This is a genomic window from Streptomyces sp. NBC_01723 (assembly GCF_036246005.1).
GTDB lineage: Bacteria > Actinomycetota > Actinomycetes > Streptomycetales > Streptomycetaceae > Streptomyces.
In genome coordinates this window covers 4,806,632-4,821,162 of sequence record NZ_CP109171.1, presented here as the reverse complement: position 1 = coordinate 4,821,162, position 14,531 = coordinate 4,806,632, and the positions used below count along the sequence as shown (strand labels likewise).

The 14,531-nt window shown below is 71.0% G+C and carries 18 protein-coding genes and 3 tRNA genes; 6 read left to right on the top strand and 15 right to left on the bottom strand.

Annotated features, from left to right (window positions below; all coding sequences use genetic code 11):
• Positions 1–70: 70 nt before the first annotated feature.
• Positions 71–1,102: an adenosine deaminase gene (locus OIE75_RS22405; RefSeq protein ID WP_307014538.1), complete on the top strand. Its 1,032-nt coding sequence runs from the start codon at positions 71–73 to the stop codon at positions 1,100–1,102.
• A gap of 56 nt (positions 1,103–1,158) precedes the next feature.
• Here OIE75_RS22405 and OIE75_RS22400 read toward each other — a convergent pair whose 3' ends face one another.
• From OIE75_RS22400 to OIE75_RS22360, 9 genes are all read right to left on the bottom strand, one after another.
• Positions 1,159–2,214 carry a UDP-N-acetylmuramate dehydrogenase gene (locus tag OIE75_RS22400; protein ID WP_307014536.1) on the bottom strand — a complete coding sequence of 352 codons (1,056 nt, stop codon included), beginning with the start codon at positions 2,212–2,214 and terminating at the stop codon, positions 1,159–1,161.
• A 95-nt stretch (positions 2,215–2,309) separates the two neighbouring features.
• A complete protein-coding gene (locus tag OIE75_RS22395; RefSeq protein WP_329471959.1) occupies positions 2,310–2,690 on the bottom strand; it encodes a DUF3291 domain-containing protein in 381 nt (126 codons plus the stop codon).
• A gap of 33 nt (positions 2,691–2,723) precedes the next feature.
• Positions 2,724–4,208, bottom strand: a complete 1,485-nt coding sequence (locus OIE75_RS22390; protein ID WP_329471958.1) for an MFS transporter — start codon at positions 4,206–4,208, stop codon at positions 2,724–2,726.
• A 115-nt stretch (positions 4,209–4,323) separates the two neighbouring features.
• Complete coding sequence (locus OIE75_RS22385) at positions 4,324–4,896, bottom strand: TetR/AcrR family transcriptional regulator (RefSeq protein ID WP_307014533.1); 573 nt, start codon at positions 4,894–4,896, stop codon at positions 4,324–4,326.
• An 89-nt stretch (positions 4,897–4,985) separates the two neighbouring features.
• Entirely contained in the window at positions 4,986–5,432 is a 447-nt protein-coding gene (locus OIE75_RS22380) for a MaoC family dehydratase (protein WP_307018074.1), read from the bottom strand.
• Between the two features lie 20 nt (positions 5,433–5,452).
• Positions 5,453–5,905: a MaoC family dehydratase N-terminal domain-containing protein gene (locus OIE75_RS22375; protein WP_307014532.1), complete on the bottom strand. Its 453-nt coding sequence runs from the start codon at positions 5,903–5,905 to the stop codon at positions 5,453–5,455.
• Positions 5,906–6,052: 147 nt separating this feature from the next.
• Complete coding sequence (rpmG, locus tag OIE75_RS22370; RefSeq protein WP_003948671.1) at positions 6,053–6,217, bottom strand: 50S ribosomal protein L33; 165 nt, start codon at positions 6,215–6,217, stop codon at positions 6,053–6,055.
• Positions 6,218–6,306: 89 nt separating this feature from the next.
• A tRNA-Met gene (locus tag OIE75_RS22365) sits at positions 6,307–6,379 on the bottom strand.
• Positions 6,380–6,425: 46 nt separating this feature from the next.
• Positions 6,426–6,498, bottom strand: a tRNA-Thr gene (locus OIE75_RS22360).
• A 212-nt stretch (positions 6,499–6,710) separates the two neighbouring features.
• Here OIE75_RS22360 and OIE75_RS22355 point away from each other — a divergent pair.
• Both OIE75_RS22355 and OIE75_RS22350 read left to right on the top strand, forming a co-directional pair.
• Complete coding sequence (locus tag OIE75_RS22355; protein WP_329471957.1) at positions 6,711–7,985, top strand: amidohydrolase family protein; 1,275 nt, start codon at positions 6,711–6,713, stop codon at positions 7,983–7,985.
• 133 nt (positions 7,986–8,118) lie between these two features.
• A complete protein-coding gene (locus tag OIE75_RS22350; protein ID WP_329471956.1) occupies positions 8,119–8,775 on the top strand; it encodes an SDR family oxidoreductase in 657 nt (218 codons plus the stop codon).
• A 76-nt stretch (positions 8,776–8,851) separates the two neighbouring features.
• Here the strand turns inward: OIE75_RS22350 and OIE75_RS22345 are convergent, their stop codons facing one another.
• Positions 8,852–9,070, bottom strand: a complete 219-nt coding sequence (locus OIE75_RS22345; protein ID WP_125495718.1) for a hypothetical protein — start codon at positions 9,068–9,070, stop codon at positions 8,852–8,854.
• 393 nt (positions 9,071–9,463) lie between these two features.
• Between OIE75_RS22345 and OIE75_RS22340 the strand changes: the two genes are divergently transcribed.
• Entirely contained in the window at positions 9,464–9,781 is a 318-nt protein-coding gene (locus tag OIE75_RS22340) for a hypothetical protein (protein WP_329471955.1), read from the top strand.
• 92 nt (positions 9,782–9,873) lie between these two features.
• Here the strand turns inward: OIE75_RS22340 and OIE75_RS22335 are convergent.
• Positions 9,874–9,955, bottom strand: a tRNA-Tyr gene (locus OIE75_RS22335).
• Positions 9,956–10,190: 235 nt separating this feature from the next.
• On the opposite strand from OIE75_RS22335, the gene OIE75_RS22330 reads away from it, so the two are divergent.
• A complete protein-coding gene (locus OIE75_RS22330) occupies positions 10,191–10,679 on the top strand; it encodes a YajQ family cyclic di-GMP-binding protein (RefSeq protein ID WP_125495720.1) in 489 nt (162 codons plus the stop codon).
• 77 nt (positions 10,680–10,756) lie between these two features.
• Here the strand turns inward: OIE75_RS22330 and OIE75_RS22325 are convergent, their stop codons facing one another.
• Complete coding sequence (locus tag OIE75_RS22325; protein WP_307014506.1) at positions 10,757–11,023, bottom strand: GlsB/YeaQ/YmgE family stress response membrane protein; 267 nt, start codon at positions 11,021–11,023, stop codon at positions 10,757–10,759.
• Positions 11,024–11,168: 145 nt separating this feature from the next.
• On the opposite strand from OIE75_RS22325, the gene OIE75_RS22320 reads away from it, so the two are divergent.
• Positions 11,169–12,413: an APC family permease gene (locus tag OIE75_RS22320; RefSeq protein ID WP_329471954.1), complete on the top strand. Its 1,245-nt coding sequence runs from the start codon at positions 11,169–11,171 to the stop codon at positions 12,411–12,413.
• 63 nt (positions 12,414–12,476) lie between these two features.
• Here OIE75_RS22320 and OIE75_RS22315 read toward each other — a convergent pair whose 3' ends face one another.
• The 3 genes from OIE75_RS22315 to htpX all read right to left on the bottom strand — a co-directional run bounded on the left by OIE75_RS22315 (position 12,477) and on the right by htpX (position 14,430).
• A complete protein-coding gene (locus OIE75_RS22315) occupies positions 12,477–13,067 on the bottom strand; it encodes an SMI1/KNR4 family protein (RefSeq protein WP_329471953.1) in 591 nt (196 codons plus the stop codon).
• Between the two features lie 86 nt (positions 13,068–13,153).
• Positions 13,154–13,570 (bottom strand): YccF domain-containing protein, encoded by a 417-nt coding sequence (locus OIE75_RS22310; protein ID WP_122615719.1) that lies wholly within the window; start codon positions 13,568–13,570, stop codon positions 13,154–13,156.
• Positions 13,567–14,430 (bottom strand): zinc metalloprotease HtpX, encoded by an 864-nt coding sequence (gene htpX / locus OIE75_RS22305; protein ID WP_234957987.1) that lies wholly within the window; start codon positions 14,428–14,430, stop codon positions 13,567–13,569. The genes OIE75_RS22310 and htpX overlap by 4 nt, the downstream gene beginning before the upstream one ends.
• Positions 14,431–14,531 lie beyond the last annotated feature (101 nt).

The window sequence follows — 14,531 nt, the reverse complement described above, 5'->3', positions numbered from 1 at the left end:
TTTGTGCGAGCAAGACCACGTACGGGGAAAGTGCTGTCGGGTCGGGCGTGTCGTGCGGCAGGATCGCGGAATGGAGCGTGTACGTGATGTCTCTGAACTGCCGAAGGCCCATCTCCACCTGCACTTCACCGGGTCGATGCGGCCCGCGACCCTGCTGGAACTGGCCGACAAGCACGGTGTACGACTGCCCGAGACGCTGACCGAGGCACTGGGCCGCGGTGAGTCGCCCAAGCTGCGGGCGACGGACGAGCGGGGCTGGTTCCGCTTCCAGCGGCTGTACGACGCGGCGCGGTCGTGTCTGCAGGAGCCGGAGGACATCCAGCGGCTGGTGCGGGAGGCCGCGGAGGAGGATGTGCGGGACGGGTCGGGGTGGCTGGAGATCCAGGTGGACCCGACGTCGTACGCCCCACGGCTGGGCGGGCTGATCCCGGCGCTGGAGATCATCCTGGACGCGGTGGAGACGACCGTGCGGGACACGGGGATCGGGATGCGGGTGCTGGTGGCCGCGAACCGGATGAAGCATCCGCTGGACGCGCGGACGCTGGCCCGGCTGGCGGTGCGGTACGCGGACAAGGGTGTGGTCGGGTTCGGCCTGTCCAACGACGAACGGCGGGGCATGGCCCGCGACTTCGACCGGGCGTTCGCGATCGCGCGCGAGGGCGGGCTGCTGTCGGCGCCGCACGGGGGTGAGCTGACCGGGCCGGCGTCGGTGCGGGACTGCCTGGACGACCTGGAGGCGGACCGGATCGGGCACGGGGTGCGGGCGGCGGAGGACGCGCGGCTGCTGAAGCGGCTCGCCGACCGGCAGGTGACGTGCGAGGTGTGTCCGGCGTCGAACGTCGCCCTGGGCGTGTACGAGAAGCCGGAGGACGTGCCGCTGCGGAAGCTGTTCGAGGCCGGGGTGCCGATGGCGCTGGGCGCGGACGATCCGCTGCTGTTCGGGGCGCGGCTGGCGGCTCAGTACGAGTTCGCCCGGGAGCACCACGGGTTCACGGACCCGGAACTGGCGGAACTGGCACGCCAGTCGGTGCGGGGGTCGGCGGCGCCGGAGGGCGTGAAGGAGAAACTGCTGGCCGGGGTGGACGACTGGCTGGCCGGGTAGCCGGGCCCAGGCGGCCGCGCCAGGTCGCCGGGCGGGGCCCGACGGGGCCTGGAGACCTAGAGCCGCACGCCCACCGTCACCGGCTCGTTGACCAGCGTGACGCCGAACGCGTCGTGGACCCCGGCGACGACCTCGCGGGCCAGCGCCAGCAGGTCCTCCGTGGTGGCCTCGCCGCGGTTGGTCAGCGCCAGCGTGTGCTTGGTGGAGATGCGGGCGGGGCCGGTGCCGTAGCCCTTGGTGAAGCCGGCCTTGTCGATCAGCCAGGCCGCCGAGGTCTTGATGAGGCCGTCCCCCGCCGGGAAGGCGGGCGGTTCCGCCGAGTCCCCGAGCCGCTCCGCCACGCGCGAGCGGAACCGGGTGAACTCCTCGTCCGTGAGGATCGGGTTGGTGAAGAAGGACCCGGCCGACCAGGTGTCGTGGTCGTCGGGGTTCAGCACCATGCCCTTCCCCGCGCGCAGCTTCAGCACGGTGTCGCGGGCGGCGGTCAGCCGGACCCGGTCACCCGCCTCGACGCCGAGCGCGCGGGCCGTCTCGGCGTAGCGGATGGGCGCGGAGAATCCGCGCGCGTCCTCCAGCAGGAAACGGACGCGCAGCACGACGTACCGCTCGGGTTCGGCCTTGAAGCGGCTGTTGCGGTACGAGAAGTCGCAGGCCGCGTTGGAGAGGGTGACCGTCTCCCGGTTCCTGCGGTCGTACGCCGTCACCTCGGTGATCGTGGAGCTGACCTCCTGGCCGTACGCGCCGACGTTCTGGATGGGCGTCGCGCCCGCCGAGCCGGGGATGCCGGCCAGGCACTCGACGCCGGCCAGTCCGGCCTCGACGGTGCGGGCGACGGCGTCGGACCAGATCTCGCCGGCCGCCAGCTCCAGCGTCGTGCCGTCGAGGGTGAGGCCGCGGGTGGCGATGTGCAGGGCGGTGCCGTCGAAGCCCTTGTCGCCGATGACCAGGTTGGATCCGCCGCCGATGACCAGCAGGGGCGTGCCGGTGTCGTCGGCGGCGCGGACGGCGGCGATCACCTCGGCGTCGGTCGTGGCCGTGATCAGCCGGGTCGCCGGTCCTCCGAGTCGGAAGGTGGTCAGCGGGGCGAGGGGGGCGTCCTGGATTTCCTGCACGCGCCCAAGACTACGAGACGGCACCGACAGCCCCGGGCAGCGGGAACGCCCCGACCGTCCGGCCGGGGCGTTCCCTCCCTCACGGCGGGCGTCCCTCACCGCAGGCGCTGTCGTACTTCGGCCCAGCTGACCGGCAGCTCGTCGCTCGACGCCGGCCAGGAGGCGAACTTCGCGTCCCGCATCTGCGCGGAGAGCCCGCGGGAGGCCGGGGCATGGGTGCCGGAGCGGGCGAAGTCCTTGAGCGCCTCGGGCGACTCCCAGGCGGACAGCGTCCAGAACGTCCGCTTGAAGGGCTCCGCCTTCAGGGACGCGCCGTACGCACCTCGCGCGCCCCTCACCTGCCGCCACACGCCCGGCGTGCGCGCCAGGAACTTCAGCGCTCCCCACAGCGTGCGGGTCTCGAAACGGGAGGCGAAGACGTGTACCTCCGTAGTCTGCGGCGGCGGGTTCGGCACGGTCCAGGGAAGGGTGGGCATGTCGGGCTCTCCTCTCGTCCTGCGCAGGTGCGGTCAGCTGGTGGCCGCGGGGGCGGCGGACACGGTCTCCGCTGGCTCCGGGGTGGGGTTCGGGTTCGTTCCGGGTGTGTCCGTGGAGGTCCGGCCGGCCGGGCGGCCGCCCGGGATCAGCAGGGCCGCCATGCCTCCGAGGGCCACCAGCGCCGCGCCGACCGCGACCGCGGGCCGCAGTCCGTCGACGAAGATCTGCGGGGACTCGTAGCCGCCCTGGGCCGCGAAGATCGAGGACATGACCGCGATGCCGAGCGCGCCGCCCACCTCGCGCAGGGCGTTGTTGGCGCCGGAGGCGATGCCCTGCTCCTTGTTCCTGACGCTGGACATCACCAGGGCGGAGGCGGGAGCGAAGTACAGGGCCATGCCGATTCCGCTGATGATCAGACCGGGCAGTTGGACCCCGTAGGAGGCGTCGGCCGTGATGACCCAGGCGAGGTAGCCGAGGCCGGCCGCCTGGAGGAAGAGTCCCGCGGCGACGACCGGGCGCCCTCCGACGCGGTCCGAGAGGATGCCGGCGATGGGCGCGACCAGCATCGGCATGCCGGTCCAGGGCAGCATGCGCAGCCCCGCCTCGGTGGGCGAGTAGCCGAGCACGCCCTGCATGTACTGGCTGAGCAGGAAGATCGAGCCGAACATCCCGAGGAACATCAGCAGGCTCGCCGCGTTGATCCCGGCGAAGGCGCGGGAGCGGAAGAGGCGCATGGGGAGCATGGGGTTCCTGGCGCGGGTGCTGTAGAGGACGAAGCCGGCGAGCAGCGCCGCCCCCGCGAACAGGGCCATGAGCACCACGGAGCCGGTCCAGCCGTCGACGGGGCCGCGGACCAGGCCGTAGACGATGCCGAAGAGTCCGCCGCTGGCGAGCAGGGTGCCGGGGACGTCGAGCGGGGCGCCGGAGCCGTACGACTCGGCGAGGCGGGCGCGGGCGAGCGGCAGCAGGGCCAGCCCCAGCGGAACGTTCAGCCAGAAGATCCACTGCCAGGAGATGTGTTCGGTGAGGCTGCCGCCGACCAGCGGACCCGAGGCCACGGCCAGCCCGTTGACGGCGCCCCAGATGCCGTACGCCATCCCGCGGCGTTCGGCGGGGACGGCGGCCGTCAGCAGGGTCAGGGTGAGCGGCATCATGATCGCCGCGCCGACGCCCTGGACCGCGCGGGCGGCGATGAGCGAGTCGATGCCGGGTGCCATGGCCGCGGCGGCGGAGGCGGCGGTGAAGACGGTCAGGCCGACGATGAAGAGCTTGCGGCGGCCGAAGCGGTCGCCCAGTGCCGCCCCGAACATCAGGAGGACGGCGAAGGTGAGCGTGTACGCGCTCACGGTCCATTCCAGGTCGTGCAGCGCCCCGCCCAGGTCCTCGCGGATGGAGGGCAGGGCGGTGGTGACGACGAGGTTGTCGAGGGCGGCCATGAATCCCGCGACGCTGGTGATGACGAGGGCCCAGACGGCTCCCCCGCCGCGTGTGCTCCGACCTGTGCTGTGGTGTGACATCTCTCCCCCAGAGGGTGTGCACCGCTTGCGGTTTGGTTGTGGTTAGTAATTGATGACTAACTTTCCTGGCCATACGAGTGGCGTGCGAGAGCACACGCCGCCGACCCGCGCGCCCCTACGGGCCGTTCTGGCCCTGTTTGGCCCGCGCCGAGATGTAGAGGCCGTCCCAGATCCGGTGCCCCGGCGGAAAACCCATTCCCGCCAGGGTGTTGACGAGCATGCCGTACGCCATGAAGGTCGTCGTTTCGTCCACGTTGCCCCCCAGGGGCACGTGGACGGTGTCCCAGAGTTCCAGCCAGCCCCTGCGCACCATCTCGCCGAACTCGTGGTCCCCGGACGCCTCGGCCGCGGCGACCGTGACGTAGACCTGCAACTGCATCTGCAGCTTCTCGGGGTGATCGGCGATCAGCTGCGTGTAGGCCTCGGCCATGGAGTGCAGGGCCTCTTCGCCGTGCAGCCCCTCGGACGCCGTCTCGAACACCTCGCGCGTGTCCTGGAGGCAGCGTTCCGCGACGGCGAGGAAGATCGCTTTCTTGCCCGGAAAGAGTCGGAAGAGGTACGGCTGGGAGACCCCCACCCGCTTGGCGATGGCCTCCGTGGAGGTGCCGTAGTAGCCGCCCCGGGCGAACTCGGTCGTCGCCGCGCGGATGACGCTCTCGCGTCGCTCCTCTGCGCTCATCCTGACCATGGACAGAAAGTTAGTACTCAATCACTAACTGCGTCAAGGGGGGAGAGGTAAGGGGCCTCCTCAATGGAGAACGCCCCTTACCGCACTTCTCAGCTCAGACGGACGACCGCCCGGGACATGCCGAGGACCTTCTGGCCGCCGCTGGTGGCCGTGAGGTCGACGCGGACGGTGTTGTCGTCGAGCTTGGCCGCGACCTTGCCGCTGACCTCGATCACGGCACCCTGGTCGTCGTTCGGGACGACGACGGGCCGGGTGAAGCGGACGCCGTACTCCACGACCGCGCCCGGGTCGCCGACCCAGTCGGTGACCACGCGGATCGCCTCGGCCATGGTGAACATGCCGTGCGCGATGACGTCGGGCAGGCCGACGTCCTTGGCGAACTTCTCGTTCCAGTGGATCGGGTTGAAGTCGCCGGAGGCGCCCGCGTACTGGACGAGCTTGGCGCGGTCCACCGGGAAGGACTGCGCGGGCAGTTCGGTGCCGACCTCGACGTCGCCGTACGCGATCCTGGCGCCGGGAGAGGCCGGAGGCGTCATGGTGGGGTCCGTCACGGTGCTCACGCCTCCTCGGCCGCGCGGGCCACGAGCTTGGTCCAGGCGGTGACGACGTGCTCGCCGAGCTCGTCGTGGACCTCGCCGCGGATGTCCAGGACGTCGTTGCCGGCCAGCGACTTGATCCCCTCGATGGTCGAGGTGACGGTGAGCCGGTCACCGGCCCGCACCGGGCGGACGTAGGCGAACTTCTGGTCGCCGTGCACCACCCGGCTGTAGTCGAGGCCCAGCTGCGGGTCCTCGACGACCTGCCTGGCCGCCTTGAACGTGATCGAGAACACGAAGGTCGGCGGGGCGATCACGTCGGGGTGGCCGAGCGACTTCGCGGCCTCCGTGTCCGTGTACGCCGGGTTGGCGTCCCCCACGGCCTCCGCGAACTCGCGGATCTTCTCCCGGCCCACCTCGTAGGGCGCGGTCGGCGGATAGGTCCGCCCCACGAACGACTGGTCGAGCGCCATGGGCTCGCTCCTCCTGCTGTTTTGCTCTGCTCTGCTGTGCGGTGGGTGCCGCGTCTGCTGTGCGGTGGGTACCGCGCCGGGCACCACTGACCCAAACGACGCGAGGCCGCCCCCAGGTATCGGGGACGGCCTCGTGTACGAGCCTTTTTATCGCGTTTCGCGGTGCGCGGTGTGCGCGTTGCAACGCGGGCAGTGCTTCTTCATCTCCAGTCGGTCCGGGTTGTTGCGCCGGTTCTTCTTGGTGATGTAGTTCCGCTCCTTGCACTCCACGCAGGCCAGCGTGATCTTCGGGCGGACGTCGGTGGCAGCCACGTGAGTGCTCCTTGACGGACGGATTGATTTTATTAACGCAGGAAAGAGTAGCCGATTGAAGGACCGACCCCGCAATCGGCTACTGAGAGTAGCGGTGACCGGACTTGAACCGGTGACACAGCGATTATGAGCCGCTTGCTCTACCGACTGAGCTACACCGCTGTGATGCGATCGGGTCCCGCCTCGCGACGGGAACCTCTCACACCAGAGCCCCAAAACGGAATCGAACCGTTGACCTTCTCCTTACCATGGAGACGCTCTGCCGACTGAGCTATTGGGGCGAGCGATGAAGACATTACACGGTCGCCCGCCGTTCGCCCAAATCCGTTTCGTCGCCCCTGACCCGTCCCGTACCCGCCACTCCGGAGGGCCGGACGGCGCCGGTACGACTATTGCGCTCCTCCGCGCCACGGGCTGATCACCGTCCTAGGCTCGACTCACTCTGCGTGATCTTGCGTCCCCCACTGCGCAGCCCCGAGCCCAGAGGAGCGCGATGCCCGACAGCCAGCCGCAGCCGCCCCGTTCGCCCTCCCCCTCGGGCCCCGCCGACCGCGGTTCGCTCCTGCTCTCCGGGGCTCGGCTCACCGACGGCCGGGCCGTGGACGTGCGGCTCCACGGCGGGCGCATCGAGGCCGTCGGCACCGCCGGCAGCCTGACCCCCGCCCGCACGCCGGGCCCCGGCACCCGCGTCGACCTCGCCGGCTACCTGCTGCTCCCCGCCCCCGCCGACCCCCACGTCCACCCCGACACGGCCCTGACCGCCGACGTCCCGGGCCCCGTCTCCTACGAACCCGAGGACGTCCAGCGCCGGGCCACCGAGGCCGCCCTGCTCCAGCTCGGACACGGGGCGACCGCGCTGCGGGCGCACGTGCGGGTGGGCGACGTCACGGGGCTGGGCGCGCTGACCGCCGTACTGCGCGCGCGGCGTTCGCTGCGCGGTCTGGCCGAGCTGACGACGGTGGCGATGCCGAGGGTGCTGACCGGCGTGGCCGGGGCCGACGGGCTGGCGATGCTGCGGGACGCGGTCAAGATGGGCGCGGACGTGGTGGGCGGGTGCCCCGACCTGGACCCCGACCCGGCGGGGTACGTGGAGGCGGTCCTGGAGGTCGCGGCCGAACACGGCTGCCCGGTCGACCTGCACACGGACGCGGCCGATCCGGCGCGGCTGGCCCGGCTGGCGGCCATGGCGGGCGGGCTGCGCCCCGGGGTGGCCCTCGGTCCCTGCGAGGGCCTCGGCCTGCTGCCGGCCGAGGTCGCCTCCCGGGCCGCGGAACAGCTCGCGGCGGCCGGGGTGACGGTGGTCTGTCTGCCGCAGGGCGCGTGCGGCGCGGCCGACCACCCCGACGGCACGGCTCCGGTACGGCTGCTGCGGGCGGCCGGGGTACGGGTCGCCGCCGGGAGCGGCGCACTCCGGGACGTCTCCAACCCCGTCGGACGCGGTGACCCCCTGGAGGCGGCGTACCTGCTCGCCTCACGCCACGGGCTGCACCCGGAGGACGCGTACGAGGCGGTGAGCACGGGGGCACGGGCGGCGCTCGGCCTGCCCGAGGTACGGGTGGAGGCCGGTTTCCCGGCGGAGCTCCTCGCGGTACGCGGCGACCGGCTGGCGGGGGCGCTGTCCCTGGCGTACAGCCGCGTCGTGGTGCACCGGGGGCGCGTGGTGTCGCGGACCAGCGCGGTACGGGAGTACGGCGACCAGGACGGCGGCGCCGCGGACCTGGGACTGCCTCGGCAGGGGCGGGGGGAGCGTGGGGGTCCGCCGAGCTGAGCGACCGGGCCGAGGGGTGGGCAAGACGCCGTTCCCGGTTCTCCCGCGGACGCACCGGCATCCGGTGGCCGTGCCGGGGAGCGGGGCCGAAGTCGTGCGGCGGGGGCGGCTGTCGGGGCGTACGGTCGAAGACATGCGCATTGTCATCGCTGGTGGTCATGGTCAGATCGCGCTGCGGCTGGAGCGGTTGCTCGCCGCGCGCGGCGACGAGGTGGCGGGCATCATCCGCAAGGCCGCACAGGCCGACGATCTCCGCGCGGCCGGTGCCGAACCGATCGTGCTCGATCTGGAGTCGGCCTCGCTGGAGGAGGTCGCGGAGTGCCTGCGGGGCGCCGACGCGGCGGTCTTCGCCGCGGGGGCGGGGCCTGGAAGCGGGGTGGCCCGCAAGGACACGGTGGACAAGTCGGCGGCGGTCCTCTTCGCGGACGCGGCGGTCCGGGCGGGCGTACGGCGCTTCGTGGTCGTGTCCTCCATGGGCGCCGACCCCGCGCACCAGGGCGACGAGATCTTCGACGTCTACCTGCGCGCCAAGGGCGAGGCCGACGCGCACGTGCGCTCACTGGACGCGCTGGACTGGACGATCCTGCGCCCCGGCATGCTGACGGACGACGCGGGCACCGGCCTCGTACGGCTGGAGGCCCACACCGGCCGCGGCCCCGTCCCGCGCGACGACGTGGCCGCGGCCCTGGCCGAACTGGTCGACACCCCGGCGACGCACGGCCTGACCCTGGAGCTGATCAGCGGTTCGACACCGGTGTCGGTGGCGGTGAAGTCGGTGGCCGGGAACTGAGGACGGGCTCCCGGGCCGGGCGGGGCGAACGGGTCGCGGGGGCGGGCAGGAGGCGCCGGGCGGACGCGGGACGCGGTCAGAACAGGGGCAGCTGTCCGGGGAAGTCGGGGACGACATACCCGTCCAAGGACGGCTGCGCCGCCCCGAGTTGCGCCGTCCGCCGCGATCCGGGACAGGACACCAGCTCACCGCCGCCCCGCGCTCCGGGCGGGTCATGACGCGCGTACCGCCCCGCGACGACGGCGATCTCGCGACGGCACTCGGGGCACATTCTGCGACGGGAGGACGAGGCCATGGCCCCAGTCTGCCCGCATCGCACGCCCGCCGGGGGGCCACGGACGCGAGCCTCTTGGGCGAGGCACATGATGAAGGGCCCCTGATGTCCGGCGAGTGCTCAGGTGTACGGCACGGCCGGACAGCACTCGCGGAGACAGCGCAACAGTTTGATTCAATGACAATGATGGGCATGGTGGCGGAGGGCACGCACCTGGGACCGTTGGAACTGGTCAGCGGGCACTGGGGAGTCGGAGACGCCAGGCGCTCTGACGCCCACTGGGTGGAGTTCCGCCCGGACGGGCTCCACCAGCACGAGCCAGGCTCAGAGGGACGGCTGATCCCGTGGTCCAGGATCATGACCGGCATCTCGTTCAGCTGGGGCAAACACCCCTGGAGCTCAACCAGCAGGGGCATGTACACGCTGAGGGGAAGGGTCGCCGGGAGCAGCGGCGGCTGGATGCACATGACGCTGCGCCACCCGTACGAGGATCACCCACTGCGCTTCGACCAGCACACGCGCCCGTATCGGGCGGTGGACGCCCTCCGGCTGGAGAGCCTGCTCCGGCAGCTCGTCGACGAGGGGAAGCTCCACCTGCTCGGCGACCCGGAATGGGTGGGCCGTGCCGTGGCACACCTGACCGGCGGGAAGAACAGCTGGATCACGAACCGAGCGCTGCAACGGGTGGCAACGGAGGCCATGGCAACGGCCGGTCATCCCGGCGGTCCCTGACGACGCCCCTGACCTGCTCTCATCGTCGGTCCGTAAACGCCGAAAGGGTCTGTGACCAGCATTGCTGCTGGTCACAGACCCTTTCGGTCGTGTGGCGGCGCCAGGATTCGAACCTGGGAAGGCTGAGCCGGCAGATTTACAGTCTGCTCCCTTTGGCCGCTCGGGCACACCGCCGGGGGTTGCTGCCCGTCGAGCCGCTTTTCGGCGGCGCTCCGTGGCAACGACGTAAACAATACCTGATGTGGCGGGGTGCTTCGCCACCCGATTGATCGCCGCTCGGGGGTCGGCGGGTGGCTAGGCTGGTCCGGATGCGGCCGAGGGACCCTGGCGGGCTCGGCGGCCGCCGACACATGCCGGTACGGGCCCGATACGGGGCCGACACGCACCCAGATACAAGGAGCCACAGGACATGGCCGACTCCAGTTTCGACATCGTCTCGAAGGTCGAGCGGCAGGAGGTCGACAACGCCCTCAACCAGGCCGCCAAGGAGATCTCGCAGCGCTACGACTTCAAGGGCGTGGGCGCCTCGATCTCGTGGTCCGGCGAGAAGATCCTCATGGAGGCCAACTCCGAGGACCGGGTGAGCGCCGTCCTCGACGTCTTCCAGTCCAAGCTGATCAAGCGCGGCATCTCGCTGAAGGCTCTGGACGCGGGCGAGCCGCAGCTCTCCGGCAAGGAGTACAAGATCTTCGCGTCGATCGAGGAGGGCATCTCCCAGGAGAACGCGAAGAAGGTGGCCAAGCTCATCCGCGACGAGGGCCCCAAGGGCGTGAAGGCCCAGGTGCAGGGTGAGGAGCTGCGGGTCTCGTCGAAGAGCCGTGACGACCTGCAGACCGTCATCACCCTGCTGAAGGGCCAGGACTTCGACTTCGCGCTGCAGTTCGTCAACTACCGGTGAGTTGCTACAAACGGGAGGGGCGGGCGCCCGGCGGCGCCCACCCCTCCCGTCCGCGGTTCACGCGCGGTCGATCGCGTTCAGTCGCGTGAGTTGCCGAAGAGAAGCCGGTAGGCGATCAGGAGCACCAGTGCACCGCCGATGGCCGCCGCCCAGGTGGCGCCGTCGTAGAAGTCCTTGCTGATCGGGTGGTCCAGCCAGCGGGCGGATATCCAGCCGCCGATGAACGCCCCCGCGATGCCGATCACGGTCGTGCCGATCAGCCCTCCGGGGTCCCGTCCCGGCAACAGGACCTTGGCGATGGCTCCGGCCAACAGTCCCAGGATGATCCAGCTGATGACGGTCATGCCGTGACCCTGCCCTTTCTCGCTGTGCCCGCACCTTCCCAGTGCTGTGGGCTCTTTCCTTCGCGGTCGCGGTGTTCATGTCCTCTTGACGGGGAGGACGTTGCGAGCGCGTCCGGTGGTTGCGCTGATCAGTATGGTGCGACCCATGACACCTGCGGATTCTGAGCTGCGTCGCACGCTGGGTGTGGGTGACGCCGTCGTCGTCGGGCTCGGCTCGATGATCGGCGCCGGGATCTTCGCCGCCCTGGCGCCGGCGGCGCGCGCGGGCGGGTCGGGGTTGCTGATCGGCCTCGCGGTGGCGGCCGTGGTGGCCTACTGCAACGCCATGTCCTCGGCGTGGCTGGCCGCCCGCCATCCGGTTTCGGGCGGCACGTACGTCTACGGGCGCGAGCGGCTCGGGGAGTTCTGGGGGTACCTCGCGGGCTGGTCGTTCATCGTCGGGAAGACGGCCTCCTGTGCTGCCATGGCGCTCACCGTGGGCGCGTACGTCTGGCCGGAGTGGGCGCATGTGGTGGCGGTCGCGGCCGTGGTGGCGCTGACCGCGGTGAACTACGGCGGCATTCAGAAGTCCGCCTGGCTGACGCGGGTGATCGTGGCGGTCGTCCTGGCTGTCCTCGCTTCCGTGGTGGTGGTCTGCCTCGGGTCGGGGCGGTCCGATGCCGGGCGGCTGGACATCGGGTTGTCGGAGGGCCCCGGCGGGGTTCTGGAGGCGGCCGGGCTGCTGTTCTTCGCGTTCGCGGGGTACGCCCGGATCGCGACCCTCGGTGAGGAGGTGCGGGATCCTCGGCGCACCATTCCCCGCGCGATCCCGCTGGCCCTGGGGATCACGCTGGCGGTGTACGTGTGTGTCGCGGTGGCCGTCCTCTCCGTGCTGGGCCCGGTCGGGCTGGGGCAGGCGCCGGCGCCGCTGGCGGACGCGGTGCGGGCGGCCGGTGTGCCGGGGCTCGTACCGGTCGTGCGAGTGGGCGCGGCGGTGGCGGCGCTGGGCTCGCTGCTGGCGTTGATCCTGGGCGTCTCACGGACGACTCTCGCCATGGCCCGGGACCGTCATTTGCCCGAAGCGCTGGCCGCGGTGCATCCGCGTTTTCAGGTGCCGCACCGGGCAGAGTTGGCCGTGGGCGCGGTGGTCGCCGTCCTGGCGGCCACGGTGGACGTGCGGGACGCGATCGGCTTCTCCTCCTTCGGTGTGCTCGTGTACTACGCGGTGGCCAACGCGTCGGCCTGGACGCTCGACCGGTCGAGGACGTCGCGGGTGGTACCGGCGCTGGGTCTGATCGGGTGCGTGGTGCTCGCCTTCTCGCTTCCGGCGGTGTCGGTCGTCGTGGGTGTGGGTGTGCTGGCGGTGGGTGTCGTCGCGTACGGCGTGCGGGGGCAGCAGGTCTCGCGGTAGGTGACCGCGGGGGCGGGAGGGCCGTCGGGCGGGAGGCCGCGAGGCGGTTGTGCCTCGGCCTTCTCAGGACGCCTGGGCCGGGGGTGCGGCCGCCGTGGGCCCTCTTCCCGCGCGCAGGGGGAAGTCGGTCCACGGGAGCGGTTCCGGGCCCTCGTTGGCCTCCTCGTACCAGCCCGTGCCGTCGAGCCAGGTGTGCAGCCAGTCCGTGAGGCTCGGGGCGTCGACGTACCAGGCGTGGTCGGCGTCGTCGGCGTTGGGCTCGAAGAGGAGGACGGTGGCCTGTGGGGAGTGGCAGTCCACGCAGGCGTACATCGCGCAGCCCCAGTGGGATATCGGGAGGACGCCCTCGGGCCAGGGCCAGTCGGGGTCCTTCAGGCCGCTCTCGCGGTTGGCGAGGTACTGGGTGACGGCGGCCGGCTCGCCGGAGGGCGGGTTGTCGAGCAGGGGCAGCAGGCCGTACTCCGGGCCGAACCCCCCGTCCCCTATCCGCGTATACAGCTCGGCGAGCAGCGGAGGGAGGGAGAAGCCCAGGGCTGCCTCGGCCCGGGGCGGGGTCGTCCCGTCGACGGGCGCGGGCAGGGAATCCCAGCCCCAGGGGCGGGTGTTGCGTGCCTTGTCGGCCACCCGTGCCAGCAACTGCTCGTTCTCGCTCATGCATTCATCATGCAGGCCGCCACCGACAATCGAGCGGGCCTGTGGACAACCCGGAAGTTGTGGACAACGAGCGCTCCAGGCTCGTTCTACCAACCCGTCCGCCGGTCGCCCGCGGTGGCCGTGAACGGCTGGTCCGTCCGTACGATCTCGCGTCCCATCGGGAGCAGCGAGACGGGGATCAGCTTGAAGTTGGCGATGCCCAGCGGGATGCCGATGATCGTGACGCAGAGCGCGATGCCGGTGACGATGTGGCCGAGGGCCAGCCACCAGCCGGCCAGGACCAGCCACAGCACGTTGCCGACGCAGGAGGGGGCTCCTGCGCCCGGGCGCTCGACCGCCGTGTAGCCGAAGGGCCACAGGGCGTAGACGCCGATGCGGAAGGCCGCGATCCCGAACGGGATGCCGATGATCGTGATGCAGAGCAGCGCGCCCGCGAGCAGGTAGGCGAGGAACAGCCAGAAGCCGCTGAGCACGAGCCAAATGACGTTGAGGATGGTCTTCACTGCTGACGACCTGCCATCTTTTCGAGCCGGGCGATTCGCTCCGCCATCGGCGGGTGGGTGGAGAACATCTTCGACAGCCCCTGTCCTGGTCGGAACGGGTTGGCGATCATCATGTGGCTGGCGGTCTCGATACGGGGTTCCGGAGGCAGCGGAAGCTGCTTGGTACCCGTTTCGAGTTTGCGCAGGGCGCTGGCGAGGGCGAGGGGATCGCCGGTGAGCTGCGCACCGGAGGCGTCGGCCTCGTACTCCCTGGAGCGGCTGATCGCCAGCTGGATGACGGTGGCTGCGAGCGGACCGAGAAGCATGATGAGGAGCATGCCCAGCAGACCGGGTCCGTCATCGTCGTTGGAGCGTCCGATGGGGATCAGCCAGGCGAAGTTGACCAGGAACATGATCACGGAGGCGAGGGCGCCCGCGACGGACGAGATCAGGATGTCCCGGTTGTAGACATGGCTGAGTTCGTGCCCGATGACGCCGCGCAGTTCACGCTCGTCGAGCAGGCGCATGATGCCTTCGGTGCAGCACACGGCCGCGTTGCGCGGGTTGCGTCCGGTCGCGAAGGCGTTGGGTGCCTCGGTCGGTGAGATGTAGAGGCGCGGCATGGGCTGGCGGGCCTGCGTGGAGAGGTCTCGGACCATGCGGTACAGCGCCGGGGCCTCGAACTCGCTGACCGGGCGGGCCCGCATCGCGCGCAGGGCCAGCTTGTCGCTGTTCCAGTACGCGTACGCGTTGGTGCCCAGGGCGACGAGGACGGCGACGACAAGCCCCGCTCGGCCGAAGAAGCTGCCGATGACGATGATGAGCGCCGACAGTCCCCCGAGGAGTACTGCGGTCCTGAGCCCGTTGTGCCGGCGGTGCACGGTACGCCCTCCAAGTGGTGCGGCAGGGGAACCCTTCGCTTGCTGGTCTCGCTCGCTGTGGTTGCTTCCTGGTCTCCGGTGCCACTGGTGCCGTGGCATCA

Bases quoted from the DNA above. Each gene is read 5' to 3' on its own strand.
- OIE75_RS22405 (WP_307014538.1), top strand. From the start codon at position 71: ATGGAGCGTGTACGTGATGTCTCTGAACTGCCGAAGGCCCATCTCCAC.
- OIE75_RS22395 (WP_329471959.1), bottom strand. From the start codon at position 2,690: ATGCCCACCCTTCCCTGGACCGTGCCGAACCCGCCGCCGCAGACTACG.
- OIE75_RS22390 (WP_329471958.1), bottom strand. From the start codon at position 4,208: ATGTCACACCACAGCACAGGTCGGAGCACACGCGGCGGGGGAGCCGTC.
- OIE75_RS22385 (WP_307014533.1), bottom strand. From the start codon at position 4,896: ATGGTCAGGATGAGCGCAGAGGAGCGACGCGAGAGCGTCATCCGCGCG.
- OIE75_RS22380 (WP_307018074.1), bottom strand. From the start codon at position 5,432: ATGACGCCTCCGGCCTCTCCCGGCGCCAGGATCGCGTACGGCGACGTC.
- OIE75_RS22375 (WP_307014532.1), bottom strand. From the start codon at position 5,905: ATGGCGCTCGACCAGTCGTTCGTGGGGCGGACCTATCCGCCGACCGCG.
- OIE75_RS22355 (WP_329471957.1), top strand. From the start codon at position 6,711: ATGCCCGACAGCCAGCCGCAGCCGCCCCGTTCGCCCTCCCCCTCGGGC.
- OIE75_RS22350 (WP_329471956.1), top strand. From the start codon at position 8,119: ATGCGCATTGTCATCGCTGGTGGTCATGGTCAGATCGCGCTGCGGCTG.
- OIE75_RS22345 (WP_125495718.1), bottom strand. From the start codon at position 9,070: ATGGCCTCGTCCTCCCGTCGCAGAATGTGCCCCGAGTGCCGTCGCGAG.
- OIE75_RS22340 (WP_329471955.1), top strand. From the start codon at position 9,464: ATGTACACGCTGAGGGGAAGGGTCGCCGGGAGCAGCGGCGGCTGGATG.
- OIE75_RS22330 (WP_125495720.1), top strand. From the start codon at position 10,191: ATGGCCGACTCCAGTTTCGACATCGTCTCGAAGGTCGAGCGGCAGGAG.
- OIE75_RS22325 (WP_307014506.1), bottom strand. From the start codon at position 11,023: ATGACCGTCATCAGCTGGATCATCCTGGGACTGTTGGCCGGAGCCATC.
- OIE75_RS22320 (WP_329471954.1), top strand. From the start codon at position 11,169: ATGACACCTGCGGATTCTGAGCTGCGTCGCACGCTGGGTGTGGGTGAC.
- OIE75_RS22315 (WP_329471953.1), bottom strand. From the start codon at position 13,067: ATGAGCGAGAACGAGCAGTTGCTGGCACGGGTGGCCGACAAGGCACGC.